The organism is Algoriphagus yeomjeoni, assembly GCF_003259505.1.
Classification (GTDB): Bacteria; Bacteroidota; Bacteroidia; order Cytophagales; family Cyclobacteriaceae; genus Algoriphagus; species Algoriphagus yeomjeoni.
Window position 1 is genome coordinate 128862 of the sequence record NZ_QLLK01000004.1, and the last position, 18502, is coordinate 147363.

14 protein-coding genes and 1 tRNA gene are annotated in these 18502 nt (G+C 39.4%); 3 read left to right on the forward strand and 12 right to left on the reverse strand.

Going from position 1 to position 18502, the window contains the following annotated elements:
- Positions 1-17: 17 nt before the first annotated feature.
- The 4 genes from pnp to LV83_RS08045 form a co-directional block, all read right to left on the reverse strand.
- Entirely contained in the window at positions 18-2159 is a 2142-nt protein-coding gene (gene pnp / locus LV83_RS08030) for a polyribonucleotide nucleotidyltransferase (protein ID WP_111611039.1), read from the reverse strand.
- Between the two features lie 98 nt (positions 2160-2257).
- Positions 2258-2533 (reverse strand): 30S ribosomal protein S15, encoded by a 276-nt coding sequence (gene rpsO / locus LV83_RS08035; RefSeq protein WP_057936311.1) that lies wholly within the window; start codon positions 2531-2533, stop codon positions 2258-2260.
- 60 nt (positions 2534-2593) lie between these two features.
- The gene (locus tag LV83_RS08040) at positions 2594-4384 is read right to left on the reverse strand and encodes an LptF/LptG family permease (RefSeq protein ID WP_111611040.1); all 1791 of its coding nucleotides are present in this window, start codon (positions 4382-4384) and stop codon (positions 2594-2596) included.
- A gap of 71 nt (positions 4385-4455) precedes the next feature.
- Positions 4456-4851 carry an START-like domain-containing protein gene (locus LV83_RS08045; protein ID WP_111611041.1) on the reverse strand — a complete coding sequence of 132 codons (396 nt, stop codon included), beginning with the start codon at positions 4849-4851 and terminating at the stop codon, positions 4456-4458.
- Between the two features lie 388 nt (positions 4852-5239).
- On the opposite strand from LV83_RS08045, the gene LV83_RS08050 reads away from it, so the two are divergent.
- Both LV83_RS08050 and LV83_RS08055 read left to right on the forward strand, forming a co-directional pair.
- A tRNA-Met gene (locus tag LV83_RS08050) sits at positions 5240-5313 on the forward strand.
- A gap of 258 nt (positions 5314-5571) precedes the next feature.
- Positions 5572-6888 carry an Nramp family divalent metal transporter gene (locus LV83_RS08055; protein WP_111611042.1) on the forward strand — a complete coding sequence of 439 codons (1317 nt, stop codon included), beginning with the start codon at positions 5572-5574 and terminating at the stop codon, positions 6886-6888.
- 6 nt (positions 6889-6894) lie between these two features.
- Here the strand turns inward: LV83_RS08055 and LV83_RS08060 are convergent, their stop codons facing one another.
- The 8 genes from LV83_RS08060 to LV83_RS08095 all read right to left on the reverse strand — a co-directional run bounded on the left by LV83_RS08060 (position 6895) and on the right by LV83_RS08095 (position 16921).
- Positions 6895-8298, reverse strand: coding sequence for a TlpA family protein disulfide reductase (locus LV83_RS08060; RefSeq protein WP_158530536.1), 1404 nt, complete (start codon positions 8296-8298; stop codon positions 6895-6897).
- 37 nt (positions 8299-8335) lie between these two features.
- Entirely contained in the window at positions 8336-9607 is a 1272-nt protein-coding gene (locus tag LV83_RS08065) for a peptidase associated/transthyretin-like domain-containing protein (protein WP_111611044.1), read from the reverse strand.
- Between the two features lie 103 nt (positions 9608-9710).
- Complete coding sequence (rplT, locus tag LV83_RS08070; protein WP_091691840.1) at positions 9711-10055, reverse strand: 50S ribosomal protein L20; 345 nt, start codon at positions 10053-10055, stop codon at positions 9711-9713.
- A gap of 110 nt (positions 10056-10165) precedes the next feature.
- Positions 10166-10360 (reverse strand): 50S ribosomal protein L35, encoded by a 195-nt coding sequence (rpmI, locus tag LV83_RS08075; protein WP_087941465.1) that lies wholly within the window; start codon positions 10358-10360, stop codon positions 10166-10168.
- A 25-nt stretch (positions 10361-10385) separates the two neighbouring features.
- Positions 10386-10940, reverse strand: coding sequence for a translation initiation factor IF-3 (infC, locus tag LV83_RS08080; protein ID WP_111611045.1), 555 nt, complete (start codon positions 10938-10940; stop codon positions 10386-10388).
- An 87-nt stretch (positions 10941-11027) separates the two neighbouring features.
- Positions 11028-12974 (reverse strand): threonine--tRNA ligase, encoded by a 1947-nt coding sequence (thrS, locus tag LV83_RS08085; RefSeq protein WP_111611046.1) that lies wholly within the window; start codon positions 12972-12974, stop codon positions 11028-11030.
- A 221-nt stretch (positions 12975-13195) separates the two neighbouring features.
- Complete coding sequence (locus LV83_RS08090; protein ID WP_111611047.1) at positions 13196-14413, reverse strand: 6-bladed beta-propeller; 1218 nt, start codon at positions 14411-14413, stop codon at positions 13196-13198.
- Between the two features lie 30 nt (positions 14414-14443).
- On the reverse strand, positions 14444-16921 hold the full coding sequence (locus LV83_RS08095; protein ID WP_111611048.1) for a DUF5686 and carboxypeptidase-like regulatory domain-containing protein: 2478 nt from the start codon (positions 16919-16921) through the stop codon (positions 14444-14446).
- Between the two features lie 165 nt (positions 16922-17086).
- On the opposite strand from LV83_RS08095, the gene lhgO reads away from it, so the two are divergent.
- Positions 17087-18286, forward strand: a complete 1200-nt coding sequence (lhgO, locus tag LV83_RS08100) for an L-2-hydroxyglutarate oxidase (RefSeq protein WP_111611049.1) — start codon at positions 17087-17089, stop codon at positions 18284-18286.
- The last annotated feature ends 216 nt before the right edge of the window (positions 18287-18502 follow it).

Genomic DNA, 18502 nt, shown 5'->3' on the forward strand with positions numbered 1-18502 from the left:
AAATGTTTCGATTAACCTTAAGAATTTGATGTTGGTTTTTCTGGTTTTGGCAATAAGGCCTTTCTTGAAAGCTTGAATTTGCCAGTTTTCTTATCTACATCGATCAATTTAACCTGTATTTCTTCTCCTGGCTCAAGTACACCGTCCATAGTTTCTACACGCTCATGCTTGATCTCGGAGATATGAAGTAAACCATCCTTGCCCGGCATAAATTCCACAAAGGCTCCAAAAGGTTGAATATTTTTTACTTTACCAGTATAAGTCTCTCCTATTTCAGGCTGAGCAACGATCGCTTTGATACGGGAAAGAGCAGCATTAAGTTTATCTTGATTTGCAGAGAAAATATTGATTTTACCCTGATTATCTACTTCTTCGATAACAATAGTAGCTCCAGTATCCTTCTGGATCTCCTGAATTACTTTACCACCTGGTCCAATCACCGCACCGATCAATTCCTTAGGAATCATCATGATAAATGATCTTGGAGTATGAGGTTTCAATTCTGCCTTAGGAGCTGCAAGAGTTTTAGTGATTTCATCCAAAATATGAAGTCTACCATCTTTTGCCTGAAGCAAGGCTTCTTTCAACACAGAATAGTCAAGTCCTTCAACTTTCAAATCCATCTGACAAGCAGTGATTCCTTTAGAAGTTCCAGTTACCTTGAAATCCATATCACCTAGGTGATCTTCGTCTCCCAAAATATCAGATAGGATAGAATATTTACCCGTCTTCGCGTCAGAGATCATACCCATTGCGATACCAGTTACTGCAGATTTGATAGGAATACCTGCATCCATCAATGCCAATGAACCAGCACAAACGGTAGCCATTGAAGAAGATCCGTTAGATTCCAAGATGTCAGAAACTATACGGATAGTGTATGGATTCTCCTCAACTGGAGGAAGTACTTTTTTCAAAGCTCTCATGGCAAGATTACCATGACCTACTTCTCTTCTTCCTGGACCTCTATTTGGTTTAACTTCACCTGTAGAGAAGCCTGGGAAATTATAGTGAAGGTAGAATTTGTTGTATCCTGAGATAGTTGCACCATCCACCATCATCTCGTCCATCTTAGTACCCAAAGTACAAGTGGTCAATGATTGAGTTTCACCTCGAGTGAATACAGCAGAACCGTGAGCAGAAGGTAAATAATCAACTACAGACCAGATAGGTCTTACTTCGTCCAATTTTCTACCGTCCAGTCTCTTCTTCTCATTCAACGTCAAGTTTCTAGCAGCTTCTTTGTGGATTTTACTGAAATATGGACCGATAAGGCTTGCTTCGTATCCGTGATCTTCACCTAAGCTAGCTACGAACTCTTCCTTAATTTCTTTAATTAAAGCAGAACGCTCAGATTTATTTGCGATAAGCTTACCTACGGAAGCATATAGCTTGTCGTAAACATCTGCACGCATTTTATCGAAAAGAGCTGGATCTGACTTCTCGTGATTGTATTCTCTTTTTACTTCTTTGCCTACAAGTCTTGTCAACTCAATTTGAGCTTGGCAATGTCTCTTGATTTCCTCATGAGCATATTGCATCGCTTCCAGCATTTCTTCTTCTTGAATCTCGTTAGCTTCGCCTTCTACCATTAGGATGAAGTCAAGCGAACCTGCCACGATAAATTCCAAAGAAGCCTTTTCTAACTCTAAAGGAGAAGGATTTATTTTCAATTTCCCGTCTATTTTCGCTACGCGAACCTCAGAAATAGGGCCATTGAAAGGAATATCAGACACTGCAAGGGCTGCTGAAGCCGCAAGACCGGCCAATGCATCTGGAAGCACATCATCGTCACCACTGATTAAAGTAATTGCGATCTGAGTATCTGCATGGTAATCATCAGGAAAAATTGGACGAATAGCTCTATCTACAATACGGCTAATCAAAATCTCGTAATCAGAAAGTCTTCCTTCTCTCTTCAAAAATCCTCCTGGAATTTTTCCTGAGGAAGCAAACTTCTCTTGGTAGTCAACTGACATAGGTAAAAAGTCCACCCCTTCTCCAGCTTCCTTCTTGGATACAACTGTAGCCAAAAGCATAGCCTTTCCCATCTTCACTACTACTGAACCATCAGCTTGTTTAGCCAAAGCCCCAGTTTCTATTATAATTTCTCTGCCATCTTCTAGTGTGATGGTCTTGGTGATTAAATTCGGTAACATAAATAATTGTTAGTTTGCGTCGTTAGTGGTAAAAGTTTCGGTATAACCTTAAAAATAAAAAAGTAAGGTTCTCACTCAAGAGAACCTTACTAGATTGGTTATTTTCTGATTCCTAGCTCGGCGATGATTGATCTGTATCGCTCGATTTCTTTCTTGTGAAGGTAATCCAATAGGCTTCTTCTCTTACCTACTAGCTTCAACAAACCAAGTCTTGAGGAGTGATCCTTCTTATTTGACTTCAAATGCTCAGTCAAATGCTTGATTCTGTGTGTAAAGAGGGCAATCTGAGACTCAGGTGATCCTGTGTCAGTAGCAGATTTTAACCGTCCATGATTCTTAAATAACTCTTCTTTAATCTCTGAGGATAAATACATGTTTAGCTAAATTTTGTAAAACAACCACAAAGGTAAGATATATTTTAAGAATATGAAAGCTTAATTCGCTTTTGAGCGAAGAACTTTAATCCTGTTTTGAACACTTTTCCACATGCTCAAATAAAAGTCAGGTTCAAATAATCTGGAGTCTTTTCTGGCCTGCCTCACAAAAAACAACCCAAAGGGAAGTAAGCATAAAATTGAAAACCATGTTCCAAATAAAGGATCTGTAAGCCCTTCTTTGGCCCACTTCTCCCCTGTAATGGTAAGCATGTAATAAATAATGAAGAAAATAATAGATACTAATACAGGCATTCCAAGTCCACCTTTTTTAATAATTGCACCAAGTGGTGCCCCGATCAGAAACATTGCAAAACAAGCAAAAGCCTGAGTGTATTTCTGGTACCATGCTATTTGAAATCTTCTATAGTCTCTTTTATAGTTCTCTATTTCAGTTTTCCTGATAGAAAAGTTGTTTTTCAAACTTCGGGAATTATTCAAAGCCATAGTGACGGCACTTTGCTTAATTCCTCTACCTACGACTAAAGAATCAATCTCTTTTCTTTCCTTATCAGTCAGCGGAGCAGTTCGAGGTGCATTTAATACAATTTTAGGTTCTGACTTTACAGCCGTATCACCCGAAGTAGGTTTATTTTCTACTTGCCCTTTTACAGGGGACATACTACTAGCTGATTCTTTAACGGTTCTACTGGAAGTAGCTTTAACTGACTTTAGTGAAGTGATAGCAGCGTCTTTATCCGATGTTGATAATAATCGAGATTCTGGATTTTCAGTCAAAACAGCACCTGTGTCCTTACTGGTATTGAACTTTAAATTATCCAAAGAATCTTTTAAAGCTTCTTCTCTTCTGAATTTCTCCTGTCTTACAGAGTCATCTATAAATTTACGTTCGGCAATATCAACTGGAGGCTCAAATTTTCTATCTCTAGTAAAAAAGGGATAGATACTTTCAGTACTTTGATAGTTTTGATAAAGCTTATCATTCAACAAAGTATTGATAGAGTCAAGACCAAGTTTGATTTGAGAGATATTTTTGATTGACCGATTAGTTGACCATGCGTCTTCTGCAGTTCTATTAAGTTTAAAGGTATTATTCAGGTCAAATACAATTTCATTTGTATCGAATGAAGTTCTGTTAAATTCTACTGGTTTTTCTTTAATACCCCTAGTTTGCCTCTCTTCACTGTAATTAATTCCTTGGAACAATGAAAGCTTCATGTAATTTTCATTGAAAAAGGGCTCCATCCTACCGGAATCTGCCAGTGTCATATTTAAATTCCCTGAAGACCCGCCTGCATGGCTGTAAATTATAATGTCTTTGAGGCCGTATTCACCTATTTTTTCATTGACCTTAATGCTGTAGCCAGGAATTCCCGCATAGAACACTCCAGCTTTAATATCTAGCGCCGGAGATTTCATTCGAATATCATAGAGCAAACCAAAGGTTTTAAGGTTCACTTTAGGAACGAGGTAATTATTGGAGAGATAAGCGGCAAATGATAAAAAAATTACAAAAACACCAATTGGCCGTAATGCCCGTAATAGCGAGATCCCACTACTTTTGATGGCCGTGAGCTCAAAATGCTCTCCAAGATTACCAAAAGTCATCAAACTAGAAAGTAGTACCGCGAGCGGCAGAGCCATTGGCGAAATACTAATCACAAAATAACCAATCAACTCAGCATAGATCCAAAAGCTCAGACCTTTACCAAAAATCTCATCGAAATACTTCAGCATGTTGACGGTCAACAGGATGAAATCCACGACAATAAAAGTCAATAAAAATGGGCCTAAAAAAGACCCAAGTATAAGTTTATCTAGTTTCTTCATTATTTAAACTGCTCACTAGGCAAATACGAAGCCTAGGAACTGAAGTTCAAATTTGGTAAAATCAATCGAGATTACCCACCAATAATATCTTTCAATCTTGCTATCAATCCTTCCCAGATTGCGACTAGCTCATCATCCTCATAGCTATCCGAGTAATCGATTACCTTTAAGAATAAGGTTTGGGTAAGGTCATTCTCTTCCAATTTGAACTCTATAAAAGCATGATCCGACTCATCAGGATTTTTTGGGTCGTAAAATTCAAATTTCACATGGGAATTACTTCGCTGAGAAGCTAAACGGGCATAATGATCCTCACCATCAAAATTGAAAATATAATTCTTATCCTCATTTATTTTCACTTCATCGGCAAACCACTCTTCTAATCCACTTGCAGTGCTCAAATAGTGGAAAACTATTTTTTTGGAGGCATTGATTTGATAATCAGCCACAAACTTATTTTTAACCATGATAATCGCTTTTACAGGATGTAAAAATTCATTTTTTTAAAGAACGTCAACTTGTTTTTCACAATACAAGACCTCATATTTGCATTCCCATTCGAAAGGGAGGTTTTCTGGGTTGATAATAAACGATTGTCAACTAAATCTTTTGACTGATGAAAGTGCTTTAATATAGGCATTAATTTCAAAAATCAATACCCAAAAAATGTTTCTCACTAATTAGAAACACTTTGACGTATTTGAACCAACATTTATTAATATTTGGCGAGGTATCCCGATGGTCCCGATAGTTATCGGGAGAGAGCAGGATTCATATCCGCTACGCCTCGGCGCACAGGCGCGGCGGACGGGAGTTTAAATCGCCCAATTGAGATATTGAATAGAAATTAAAAATGGCGAGGTAGCTCAGTTGGTTAGAGCGCAGGATTCATAACCCTGAGGTCGGGAGTTCAAATCTCCCTCTCGCTACTCAAAGGCTTTCAGAAATGGAAGCCTTTTTTTGGTTTACTATATTTGATATCTAATTAGAGTACAGGATTCATATCCGCTACGCGATGGCGTACAGGCGCGGCAGACGGGAGCCTGCTTTAGGCAGGTAAATTCAAATCTCTTCCCGACCTATCGGGACTACTCAAAGGCTTTCAGAAATGGAAGCCTTTTTTTGTTTCCAAATTTTCTAAATAAGTCTAGTTCTCTAGAGGGAATCTATTTCCCTATTTTTAGTAGATGACAACGCCCGAAATAAAAAACCCACCTTCCACCTTTTTTGAAAAACTTAACTTTCTCGGGCCGGGATTTATACTTTCCGCATCCATAGTTGGCTCCGGAGAACTAATCGCAACAACGGTTCTTGGTGCTGAAGGCGGATTTGTCACTTTTTGGGTGATTCTGGTTAGCTGCTTAATAAAAGTAGCTATTCAACTAGAGTTCGGCAAGAATGCGATTGTGACAGGGAAGCCTTTGATGAGTTCTTTCTCCTCATTACCTGGGCCAAAGAACTGGGCAGTTTGGAGCACCTTTTTATTGACGCTATTTAAAATAGTTCAAGTAGGCGGAATGATAGGTGGCGCTGCCATCGCCTTGAGTATGCTTCTGCCGCAACTCTCTCCTATTTTGCTAGCTTTTTTGCTAGGCGCAATCACAAGTCTATTGATTTACAAGAATTATTATAGTGTAGTTGAGCGAACCTCTATGGTAATGGTACTTGGCTTTACAGTTTTTACATTGGCATCAGTGATTGCAGTTAGCCATAGTCCCTTTGCTTTTACATTATCAGATGTCGCAAGTGGATTGACTTTTGAATTGCCTTCAAACTTGATTTTCGTCGCTATAGGGGCATTTGGTATTACTGGTGTAGCCAGTGATGAGATAATCGCATACACCTACTGGTGTTTGGAAAAAGGCTACGCAAAATATGCTGGAGAAAATGACGGTAGTGACGAATGGAAAGTCCGAGCTAATGGATGGATAAAAATTATGTATTTAGATGCACTCGTTGCAATGGTGATTTATACAGTAGTCACAGCAGCATTTTATCTTTTGGGCGCTTCTATTCTGTATGGCAATGAGGCTATTCCAAGTGGAAATCAACTCATAGAAACTTTAGCTAATATTTACACTCAAACGCTGGGTGAAAATGCCCGACTTGCTTATACAGCAGGCGCCTTCTTTGTTCTTTCCTCTAGTGTATTTGCAACGCTTGCTTATTGGACTCGATTGTTTCCGGATATTTTTGGTGAGCTTGGCTGGATAAAGTGGGAGGATCTGAAAACTAGAAATAAATGGGTAGCTGTATTGGCTTGGTCTTTACCTATCCTATGGGCTTTGGCCTTTGCATTTGTAAACCTGCCCTCCTTTATGGTATTGTTTGGAGGCGTTGTAGGCTCTGTACTTCTAATTGTGGTCGTCTATGCCGCCGTTTGCTTTCGATTTAGGAACAACACATTAAACCTAGCTTCTGGCGCTTTTTCAACTATGCTATTTTGGCTAAGTGTGCTTTCTATTGGAATGGTGTCCGTCTACGGAATTGTGAAGCTCTTCTAATAAAAATCAGTTTTGCAGAATAGTATTAAAAAACAATTTGATTTCCTCAGTATCTGGCCTAGGAGCATTTGGATGAATTAATTTCCCGGCTGGATCAAAAATCAAATACCTTGGAATCTGTGCTACGTTCAACGCTTTCAGGTATTCAGACTCCTTTTTTTTCAAAGCTACAAAGGATTGGCCTGGAATTGCAATGTCATATTTGTTAGCTACCTCTTCCCAAAACTTATAATTATCATCAACAGATAAAAAGATCACTTCCACTCCCCTGCTTTTATATTCCTCATTTAAAGCTAGAGCTGCCGGGAATGCTTTGATACAAGGAATACACCAAGCAGCCCAAAGATCAACATATAAATACTTACCGTTCTTTTGGTCAAGAAGCTCTTTAAAGTTGCCCAAGCTGTTTTGTAAGCCCATTAACTCTATGTTTGGCTCCAAGGCCTGTAGCGTTTTATTAAAAGAGTTCAGATGAATCAACTGAGCATAATTAGCTAATAGATCCTCATATAGCCCAAGAAATTCATCAGCATCCTTAAATGACAGGTATGGAACCTCCTTTTGCAAATGATGAAAGAGCAGCGATTTTTCGATAAAATTCAGGTCATCTCCAGCTATCAATGAATCTATTAAAGCTTTGGATTCCTCCTGAGTTTGGTTAGTAATAATCAGTTCAGAAAACTCATCCAAATACACGCTGTTGGCTAGCTGTGATTGATCTGTTTCCAGAATGGAATTAACGGCCATTTTGGTATTGATTTGCAAGCTTTCAGGATCGTAAGCCTCTAATTTCTTCTGTTCCAACCTATTTTTAGAACTGTAGAATTTTTTGATTTCTTGAGTCAGCAAACCAGCCTTAGTTATGGAATCCTTCCAAACCACCTCTTTTTGAAATCCCTGAATTGCTTCATCTTTATTTCGCTTCAAATCCTCATTCATGTCTAATTCGAAGGGCAAAGACTTTGTTTCATTCCACAAAAAATAGAAGTCTTGGGCTTTTGAATAAGGTTTACCATATAGCTCATTGTTCCTTAGAAGCTCCAAATTGTAATGGTATGGTGATAGCTCCTTATTGATAGAAGTAAGCCATGGTTTTTTGTCTTTGACTTGAATGAGAATGGAATCTCCTTTTTGGAGAAAATAGGTGAACTCAACCTGGCTATTGTCTCGATAAACAAGATCCAGATTTTCTCTGTAAGTGGAGATTACAAGAGCTATCCCAAGGTCTTTTGAACTCGGCAAAATTTCAACAGGTAGATGATTATCATCTAAAAACTTGAATACTGCCTTTCGCTGCTGAAAAAACTCCTGCGTAACACTATCTTCAAAAACCAATACAATCTTCTCTATACCTCCAGCTTCGATAGAAGCTTCCCCCTTTTCTCCAGAATTACAAGACCAGAAAGCCATGAGGACCAGAAATAGAAAAAATATATGAACCTGAAGCCTAGTCTTTCGCATTGCGCTTAAATTGTTTTTCCAGACTTTTATTCCTTTCCAAACTCCTGATAATTGCTGAATCCAGTGGGTGTTTTTTGATTAAATCATAAGTACTCCAAAAACTTGAATCAAGTTCATATTCAGTGTATTCAACTTCTTTATCGCGGCCAAGTGCATCTTTCGCACGAATCTTTTTCAAATCCTCAGTCACAGGGACATCAAACCAAAATGTGCTGATATCCATTTGATGTGTGCCCACATCACGATTTATCAATCTTAACTCTTTGTTACGAATCACTTCCGGATAGTAGACTCCATCAACTTCTCTAAACTTCGCAAAAGTTTGATATTCACCTGATAGCCAACTTATTTGATATTCTACAATCGCATGGTTTCTACTGTTTATTTTCAAATAGCTATTCCCATTAGGAGGATCTTTGGTACTAACAGCTATTTGATAGATTGTATCATTTCCCACAATCTCCTCTCCCATAAATCTATGGTAAGAAGGAATCTCTGGAATTCCCATAAACCGGTCTCCATCTTTCCCGAACAATGTTTTAGAATTATAAGCATCCCCTCGAAACCCATTATTATATTGATAAGTACCAATAATCTCGTTTATGGGTCCGGGAGTACTTCCTGTTGATTTAATATGCTCTCTAATTCGTTGCTTCAGCGTTACCATGGAAGAATCGACCTCCCCCATTTCATCACTTTGCCTTAAGGACTCCAATTTTACTTTAAGTGCATATCCATCTTTTAGATAGCTAACATCCTCTACCAACACAGCGGCCTCTACCAGTTTAGTAAACTCCTCATAGTTAGTAGAGACTTTTCTGTAAAATCCTGTAAGCTGATGTCGTTTGTCTGGATAGTTTTTGGGGAGATTATCAATCGCCTTAGAAATCATCTCCTGCATGGAATGATCTTCAGGCATCACAGTCACTTCATTCAAAGAAAGTAACTGCCTTTGGAGCTTGAGTGTGTTTCCAGTTTTAGAAAGCGAAGAAATCGGGACTTCCAGCTTTTGATACCCAATGGATGATATAATTACAATTTCATCCACGAACTGAGCGGGAAAGAAAAACTTGAATTCACCTTGATCATCAGCCAAGCCAGAAAAATCCGGATAGTTCTTTAGGTATAGGTAGGCAAACTGGACAGGCGAGGAATCTTCCGCATCTATTACGACTCCGGAAAAACTAGTTGTTTGTTGATTTTGAGCCAAGACAAAATGAGTGCAGAGCAAAAAAAACGTGAGGTAGAAAAATCGCATCACCTAATAAAATAAAAATCGCTGGTTTTCTCAATAGAAAATTAAAAAACACAAAAAAAGCCTCCCCGAGGGAAGGCTTCCAATAAAATAAGACAGTGCAACCTTATTTTACTCTTTCAACTACAGCTTTGAATGCTTCTGGGTGATTCATGGCTAGATCTGCCAAAACCTTACGGTTAAGTTCGATCTCACCTTTCTTCAATAATCCCATTAATTGAGAATAGGATACGCCGTGCATTCTTGCACCTGCGTTGATACGCTGAATCCATAAAGCTCTGAATTCTCTTTTCTTCGCTTTACGGTCTCTGTACGCATACTGAAGACCTTTCTCATACTTGTTTTTGGCTACTGTCCATACGTTGCTACCTCTTCCGAAGTAACCTCTTGTGGCTTTTAGCACTTTTTTTCTTCTTGCTCTGGACGCTACCGCGTTTACCGATCTAGGCATAGTGTTTTGTTTTTTGACAGTTGGTGTTCCTTTTGATCAGAATCTTGATTACCAAACTATCTGGTGAATAAATAAACCTTAATTAATTGATTTTAAGCTACTGTGGAGAATCAGATTCTCAACATATCTCTTACTCTACCCTCGTCAGATTCGTGAACTAGACCAGTTTTAGTCAGGTTACGCTTTCTTTTAGTAGCTTTCTTGGTTAGGATGTGGCTTTTGAAAGCGTGTTTCCTTTTGATTTTGCCGGTTCCCGTTAAAGCGAACCTCTTCTTTGCACTGGATTTGGTTTTTACCTTTGGCATTTTGCTGTATTTATTTAGTTGAAATTTATTTCTTTCCTGCCTTCGGAGCGATGAAGATGTTCATTCGTTTACCTTCCATTTTTGGAAGCTGCTCTACAGCTCCATATTCTGCAAGTGCCTGAGCAAATTTCAAAAGCAACATCTCGCCTCTTTCTTTAAACACAATGCTACGACCCACAAAATGTACGTAAGCCTTCACTTTTGCGCCTTCTTTCAAGAAATTGATGGCATGCTTCAATTTGAAATTGTAATCATGATCATCCGTATTCGGTCCGAATCTGATTTCCTTCAAAACAATCTTCGCCGCATTAGACTTGATTTCCTTCTGCTTCTTTTTCTGCTCGTACTTAAACTTCGCGTAATCTAGAATTTTACAAACTGGAGGATCGACATTCGGAGAAATCTCTACAAGATCCAGGTCATTTTCCTGAGCGAGTTTGATGGCTTTATCTGTAGGTAGCAGTGCATTTCCACCTTCTACAAAATCTCCAACTACCCGCACTTCACGAGCTCTGATTTTCTGGTTTACTTTATAAGGTTCTTCTTGTCTACCTCTATAGGGTTGTCTTTGGTTTCTCAAGTTTGCGTTGATTGTTTTTATGAAATTGGATGCAAATATCGGAATTATTTCTAATTAAGAAAAACTGAATCAAATAATACCTAAGTATTACTTGCTCAATGATGCTGAAATAATGCCTTGAAAATAAGTTATAAACTCCTCCGCGGAGAAGTTACCTAGATCTCCTTCACCATGTTTACGGACAGAAAGCTTCCGCTCTTCCTGCTCCTTTTCCCCCACTATCAGCATGAAAGGCACTTTTTTAACTTCAGAGTCACGGATTTTTCTTCCGATCTTTTCATCTCTGTTGTCTATAGAACCTGAAATACCGACCTCTTCGAGGATTGACTTAATTTCTTCAGCATATTCTACATATTTTTCTGAAATAGGTAAAATATTGATCTGCTCAGGGGAAAGCCATAGCGGGAAATTACCTGCACAGTGCTCTATAAGCACAGCGACAAAGCGCTCCAGAGAACCAAAAGGCGCTCTGTGAATCATCACTGGTCTGTGTTTCTGATTATCCGAACCTATGTATTCAAGTTCGAATCGGTTTGGTAATTGATAATCTACCTGGATAGTTCCCAACTGCCATTTTCTTCCCAAGGCATCTTTGACCATAAAGTCCAACTTCGGACCATAGAATGCCGCCTCACCAAGCTCAGTGACCGTATCCAGTCCTTTCTCAGCAGCAGCCTCTATAATGGCAGATTCAGCCTTGTTCCAAGCTTCGTCACCTCCGATGTACTTAGTCGGATTCTCAGGATCTCTAAGTGAGATTTGAGCTGTATAATCTTCAAAACCCAACGCCTTGAACACGTACAACACCAAATCAATCACCTTGATAAACTCTTCCTTCACCTGATCTGGTCGACAGAAAATGTGAGCATCATCCTGAGTAAACCCTCGAACTCGGGTCAAACCATGGAGTTCTCCACTTTGCTCGTAGCGATATACTGTTCCAAATTCTGCATATCGAATTGGTAACTCCTTATATGAATGTGGCTTGTGCTTATAAATCTCGCAGTGATGCGGACAGTTCATTGGTTTTAGCAAAAACTCCTCTCCTTCATGTGGAGTGGTAATTGGCTGAAATGAGTCCTTACCATATTTCTCGTAGTGGCCAGAAGTTTCATATAGAACCTTATGTCCAATATGAGGCGTAGTCACCTGCTGGTATCCTGATTTGTCCTGCGCTTTTTTCATGAAGTTCACCAATCGCTCACGCAGAAGAGTGCCCTTTGGAAGCCAAAGCGGAAGACCCGCTCCTACTTTCTCCGAAAACATGAAAAGCTCAAGTTCACGACCAAGCTTTCGGTGATCGCGTTTCTTGGCTTCTTCAAGCAAAGTCAAATAATCAGTAAGCTCTTTGGCTTTTGGGAAAGTCACACCATAGATACGGGTAAGCATTTTGCGCTTCTCGTCTCCTCTCCAATATGCTCCGGCTATGTTTGTCAGCTTTACAGCCTTTACAAAACCTGTATTTGGAATATGTGGACCTCTACAAAGATCTACGAAGTTTCCCTGCTGGTAGAAGGTTATTGAACCATCCTCAAGTCCTTCCAAAAGATCAAGTTTATACTCGTCTCCCTTTTTCTGGAAGTAGTCAACCGCATCTTTTTTGGAAATATCAGTTCGGATGTATTCATTCTTCTCCCGAGCCAATTCGATCATTTTCTTTTCGATGGCTTCGAGTTCAGAGCCGTCTAAGGTTTTATCTCCGAAATCTACATCGTAGTAAAAGCCCGTTTCGATCGGAGGTCCGATACCGAATTTGATCCCTGGATGTAGTGCTTCCAATGCTTCCGCAAGCAAGTGAGCGGAAGAGTGCCAAAAAGTATTTTTGCCTTCTCCGTCATTCCAGGTCAATAATTGAATGGAGGAATCTTCGTTAATAGCTCGGGTAGCATCCCAAACTTGTCCGTTTACTTTGGCGGCTAGAACGTTTCTCGCTAAACCCTCGCTGATACTTGCAGCAATCTGTAGTCCGGTAGTTCCTTTTTCGTACTCCTTCACAGTGCCATCCGGAAGGGTAATTTTAATATGTTCTGACATTTTTGATTTTATTTCTGCCCATACAAAAAGGCATAAAGATTAAGTTGCAAATATGCACAAGACCGAGGCAATCAAAAAATATATGAGAAGGGAATGTGGAAATGAGGGGTTATTTTTTAAATATCTTCATTCATGCCTGCAACCTTGTTTGCTTGGCTGGAAGACCGGAGACGGGAGACCGAAGTTGCCTCAAACCAGCTTTTGAATTTAGAAGTGTGCCCTTACTTTTTCACCGTATAAACAATCAACACTGGATTTTCAGAGTCTTTCGCGGCAAATGCTGTTTGTGCAAAGTTCTTTCCTTTGCCTCTCACATATTCCTCAAATCCCTCCTGACCGAGATCGGCTTTCTTCTGTTGTAGGGATTTAAATAGAGTTTTTCCCGGAATTGTATATCCTACTTTTCCTTCCGACAACTGATGGTAAAAAATATTTCTATGAGGACTTTCATTCAAATCATTTACTAGCTCTCCTTCTATTATATGAGTTTTACGATCGTCTCGTGTGTAGAAAATTTTATAAGATTTTTTTTCATGGCTCGCGCTTAAATAAAGCTGACTATCTGTGACATACCAGATGGTACTGAGGTAAAGTTTTGCACGATTATTAATAAATTCTAATTCCTGTAGCGGATCAAGATTTTCCTCATTTTTTATCATTTCTTCCTGACTCTGCCCATACTTCCCAAAATCAAAAACTAGCTTGGGAATAAATTCACCTTCATTTGCAATATAAATTGTATCCTGAAATGGCTGTCCGAAATAAATATGCTCATTAAATGACTTCAAACTATTTCTATTGGAATAGCTACCGTAATAAAGTTCGGGGTCAAATGGGACAGCTTTTACTGTATCTTCAAATGATTCATTCACACTTTCAATGAAAAACTGGCCTGCTTCAGATGCTCTATTGAAAAGATAATAACGCTTTTCACGATCAGAATAGACTGCTGCTCCAAATCGCTCGGAAACTTTTTGCTCTCTTAGGAATCCTCCTTTCAGATCAAACCACATCAATTTTCTAGGAAATACCCCCACGAGCATTATTTCTTCATTCCTCACAAGAGCACCATCAAAATCAAGGTATTGCCCTGGCCCTTCCCCATAGCTTCTCAATTTATTCAGGTATTTGCCTGATCGATCAAAAATCTGAATGCATTTGCACCCAAAAATATCCATTACATAAATCCTGTCCTCATGAAAAAAAATCTGTGAAAGTTCTCTCCCTAATAGACCATCTTCCACATCATCCTTCAGCCAGATATATTCTATCTCAGGCTCAAAAAATTCTGACAGTTTCCCCTCTCTAGTTTCGGAGAGGTCAACTTTTATGATTTCTAATCCATCGATGGATTCTTCTGAATTGTTTTTATCACTGGATGAGCAGGCGACAAAAAAGCCCGACAACAGGCAAAATAAAAATAGACGTAGCTTCTTCATTCACCCAAAATAGTGAATAGAATCAAATAACTAAAGTATAATTTGACCTGAAATTTTTACGGCAAATGGCTTAGCTCCAGGATTATCCAAATAGGTCATTCTATGGAAAAAGTCTATTCTGAAGAATTTGAAAATATTCTCGATCCCATATCCCAACTCTATATAGGGCTTGGTCGGATCCAACCTTCCAAATGTTTCTATTGAATTGCCATCAGGGTCCACTGTGGGCGCATTAGCTATATTTTTATTGCTGACAGATCCATATAGAATATTTGCATTTCCTACCGCACGCCATTTAAGCTTTTTGAGTAAAGGAATTTTATTGAGAAGGAAACCTTCAAAATAATGTCTATACCTCAAACTGGCATATTGATCTGAGGCAGATTCATTGAAATTCATCGTATTAAATGCTGCTGAGGTGTAGAACAATGTCTCGTTACCCAAGTGATTTTTCAATATCGGGTAAGGAACTTCTCCAAATACTTTTCCCGCATCGAACTCATATCGTGAAACACCAAACATTCCCATGTTCAGGCGCTGATACACATAGAAGTTCAACTTCGAATAAGATATATCCCCACCTAGCCAGTTCATTCCTTTGGCATAGCTTAACTCAAAAATTGGCCATCTCAGCGGCCCCAAGGAAGTGCGCTCATTATCATTGATCAGGATGGTTTCGTCCCTACCATATCTCAATCCAAACTTCGCTTCAGTGGTTCCAAAATTGGACCTATACTCACCCGTTCCCTTTTCCAGGTAATAAAAGTTGTACAATGGCTCAAAATCCATGAAGCTCAAATCAGAATACATGAGAAATCCCTTGAAAAACTCCCGCTGAAAGTTCACCTGATGCATTCTACTGAAATATGGCCTTCTGAGGGTGCCAAATCTACTGGCAGCAAGAAATATACTGTTTCCCTGTAAACTGGAAATCTCTAAACCGACTTGATCAATTTCTTTTTGAGTGGATAAGGAAACTGTAGTCCAGTGTAATCTGTCCAAGATGCGAGTGACTTTCGCGGAATACTTAAGCTCAGCATCTTTGAAGCCATAGGCCCCATAGCCATAAAGAACCCATTTGTCACTGAATTTTAGATTGGTACGGAAGCCCATTCCAAGCCTCACTCCTTCTATATCATTGTAATTAAAAAAGCCGGGCCATGGGCCAATATCTACTTTTCTGAAAGGCAAATATCCTGTTCCAAAGAACTTTAGGCCTTCCGAATAAAAGCGCACGATAGGGATTCTCTTCAACGTGTCCACCATCTGCAACACTGCCAATTCTTGCTCAGAAAGTACATCTTGACGATTTTCCTTCCAAAACTCCTCGCTTGCCTCATCAAAGTCAGGCAGCAAAGTGACGGATTGGTTGAAAAAGGAAGTTGGTTGAGGCTCACCAACCTCTATGCTGTCAGCAGAAGTGTAGAATTTGGCTAGCAAGCCCGCCGTATTAGGAGTGATCTGTCCTATTTTAATCTGAACACGTGTTTTCGCAGGAATCAATGGACCAGCAGTCGTAGGCTTCAACTCCTGTTGAATTTTGATTCGCTCAATGAAATTTAGGTTTGCTTCCTTCGGTATCGTCAAATCCACCTGCTTGAGCGCATAGGTCTCTTTATTAATCCAGATAGTCCCAGAAAACGCCAAATCCTGCTCTCTTAAAGGATAGACTTTCAGGAGGTAGCAGGAATCATTTCCCACCAAAACTGAATCCATCAAATCATAATCATAAAATTGCTTCCAGCCATCTGCAATCGGCGAAACAAATTCCTTTCCCACAATAGAAAGCCAGTTTTTGTAGAAATTATATTCCTGAAATGCTGAACCTGTAATTTGAGAAGTAGTAGATCCATCTGTAATGCCAACGCCGGTTACTTTTGATTTTACAACTACTTCTTTTCTGAGTTCGGGGTTATTTCGAAAATAAAATTTAGACAGGGTTTCAGAGAAAAATACAGGTAAAATTTTCTCCCCTTCGTCATTAGTAAGCTGCTTAATTGAATCTAAAACTGCAGTGACTTTTTGAACTGTTTTCCGCCTAGTAAAATCCTCAGACACATGATCAATGTCGATTTCTATCTTGGTATAATTATTTGTCTGATAAGCTGATAACTCTCGTTTATCAAAGTATTTTTTCCGGTCAACTGTTTTTCGAATGATCTCAAAAGCAGGATTTTCCCCAGCTTCAAATACAAAAGCTTCCATCTCAAAATCAGAAGGTTTAAGCTGAAAGTTTACAGTTTGCTCAGGCAGTTGCTCTAAGACTTTGACACCTGTGATGTATCCAAGGTAGCTCACCGTAATGCTATCTGTGAGTGATCTTGCAGACAGGCTGTAATTACCCTCAAAATCAGTAGAAATTCCTACCGAAGTACCTTTCAGTAAAACAGAGGCAAAAGGAATAGGATCTCCAGTAGCGGAATCTGTTACTTTGCCTTTCACCACAAATTGGCCAAAGGACTGAGCAGAAACGAGAAAGAAGAGGAGGAAAAAATACTTGCGGATCATGTAATAGTGGCGGCACTGAAAGTAATTCCTGCAAAATAAATTCATTAACAATGCAAATCGCTAATAGACTTGTTAAAAATTATAAAGAATCACAACTTCCGCATACCGCCTCTACTGGAAAAATGAAATTTCCGCTAGTATATTTGAGCTTGTAAACAGAGAAACATGATATACGATATTGCGGTAATTGGTGGTGGGATTGTTGGCTTAGCAACTGCTCTTAAAATTCAAAAAGCTAGACCTGATCTGAAAATAGTCATTTTGGAAAAGGAGGATCAATTGGCAAAACACCAAACCGGTAATAACAGCGGCGTAATTCACTCGGGTCTTTACTACAAGCCAGGTTCACTGAAAGCAACGAATTGCATTGGCGGATATCATGAATTGATACAATTCTGTGAAGAAGAAAAAATTCCATTTGAGATCACTGGAAAGGTAGTTGTGGCGACACGAGAAGAGCAAAAACCCTTGTTGAATAACTTGTACGAGAGAGGTATTCAGAACGGCTTGGAAGGTACCAGATATATTACCATCGAAGAGCTCAAAGAATACGAGCCACACTGTGCAGGTGTAGCCGCACTTCATGTTCCGCAAACCGGAATTGTTGATTATTTCAAAGTTGCATTGGCTTATGGAAGAAAGATTGTTCAAAATGGAGGCGAAATTCTATTGAACAATAAAGTACTGGAAATCAATCAACAAGAAGGAGTCAATTACATAGAAACTTCTAAGAAAACTATCCAGAGTAAACTTGTAATCAACTGTGCGGGCCTCTACTCTGATAAGGTAGCTCAGATGAGTGCTGACGAGGCAATAGATGTTAAAATCATTCCTTTCAGAGGTGAATACTTTAAGCTGAAAAGGGATAAGGAATTCTTGGTAAAGAACCTGATTTACCCGGTGCCTGATCCTAACTTTCCATTCTTAGGCGTACACTTTACACGTATGATGAAAGGCGGCGTGGAAGCTGGACCAAATGCAGTTTTAGCTTTCCGCAGAGAAGGATATAAAAAATCCCAGATCAATCTAAAGGAATTAGCTGAATCCTTAGCCTGGCCTGGATTCCAGAAAGTCGCTGCGAAATATTGGCAAACAGGATTTGGTGAGATGTATAGGTCTTTTTCGAAGGCAGCATTTACCAAAGCACTTCAGGAATTGATTCCGGAGATTCAGGAATCTGATCTAGTCGAAGGTGGTGCTGGCGTGAGAGCTCAGGCTTGCGACCGCACTGGTGGTCTTTTGGATGACTTCTCCATCAAAGAGTCAGCTCATGCAATCAACGTATTAAATGCACCTTCTCCCGCTGCTACAAGTTCGCTTGCAATTGGAGGAACGGTGGCTGAATTAGCGCTGAAGAGGTTTTAATAATCAATTCTCCCGCAAAGCTGCAGAGGCGCAATTTCAAAATACTTTGTGGCTCATTTCGGCGCAAGTCTTCAGACTTGTGCCCTAGAAATTGAAGTCTTCAGACTGCATTGGAATTGGTCCATGTCGTGAGACTTGGACCAGATAAAGCTAGCCCGTTATCGGCTTCGACTTCGCTCAGCCAGACAGCTTATCTAATAAATATTAGAATTCTAC

Excerpts from the sequence above, each read along its gene's own strand:
- LV83_RS08060 (WP_158530536.1), bottom strand. The coding sequence starts at position 8,298 with ATGGCTTTCTGGTCTTGTAATTCTGGAGAAAAGGGGGAAGCTTCTATC.
- rplT (WP_091691840.1), bottom strand. The coding sequence starts at position 10,055 with ATGCCTAGATCGGTAAACGCGGTAGCGTCCAGAGCAAGAAGAAAAAAA.
- LV83_RS08040 (WP_111611040.1), bottom strand. The coding sequence starts at position 4,384 with ATGAAGAAACTAGATAAACTTATACTTGGGTCTTTTTTAGGCCCATTT.
- LV83_RS08065 (WP_111611044.1), bottom strand. The coding sequence starts at position 9,607 with ATGCGATTTTTCTACCTCACGTTTTTTTTGCTCTGCACTCATTTTGTC.
- rpsO (WP_057936311.1), bottom strand. The coding sequence starts at position 2,533 with ATGTATTTATCCTCAGAGATTAAAGAAGAGTTATTTAAGAATCATGGA.
- thrS (WP_111611046.1), bottom strand. The coding sequence starts at position 12,974 with ATGTCAGAACATATTAAAATTACCCTTCCGGATGGCACTGTGAAGGAG.
- pnp (WP_111611039.1), bottom strand. The coding sequence starts at position 2,159 with ATGTTACCGAATTTAATCACCAAGACCATCACACTAGAAGATGGCAGA.
- LV83_RS08055 (WP_111611042.1), top strand. The coding sequence starts at position 5,572 with ATGACAACGCCCGAAATAAAAAACCCACCTTCCACCTTTTTTGAAAAA.
- lhgO (WP_111611049.1), top strand. The coding sequence starts at position 17,087 with ATGATATACGATATTGCGGTAATTGGTGGTGGGATTGTTGGCTTAGCA.
- LV83_RS08090 (WP_111611047.1), bottom strand. The coding sequence starts at position 14,413 with ATGAAGAAGCTACGTCTATTTTTATTTTGCCTGTTGTCGGGCTTTTTT.
- rpmI (WP_087941465.1), bottom strand. The coding sequence starts at position 10,360 with ATGCCAAAGGTAAAAACCAAATCCAGTGCAAAGAAGAGGTTCGCTTTA.
- LV83_RS08045 (WP_111611041.1), bottom strand. The coding sequence starts at position 4,851 with ATGGTTAAAAATAAGTTTGTGGCTGATTATCAAATCAATGCCTCCAAA.
- LV83_RS08095 (WP_111611048.1), bottom strand. The coding sequence starts at position 16,921 with ATGATCCGCAAGTATTTTTTCCTCCTCTTCTTTCTCGTTTCTGCTCAG.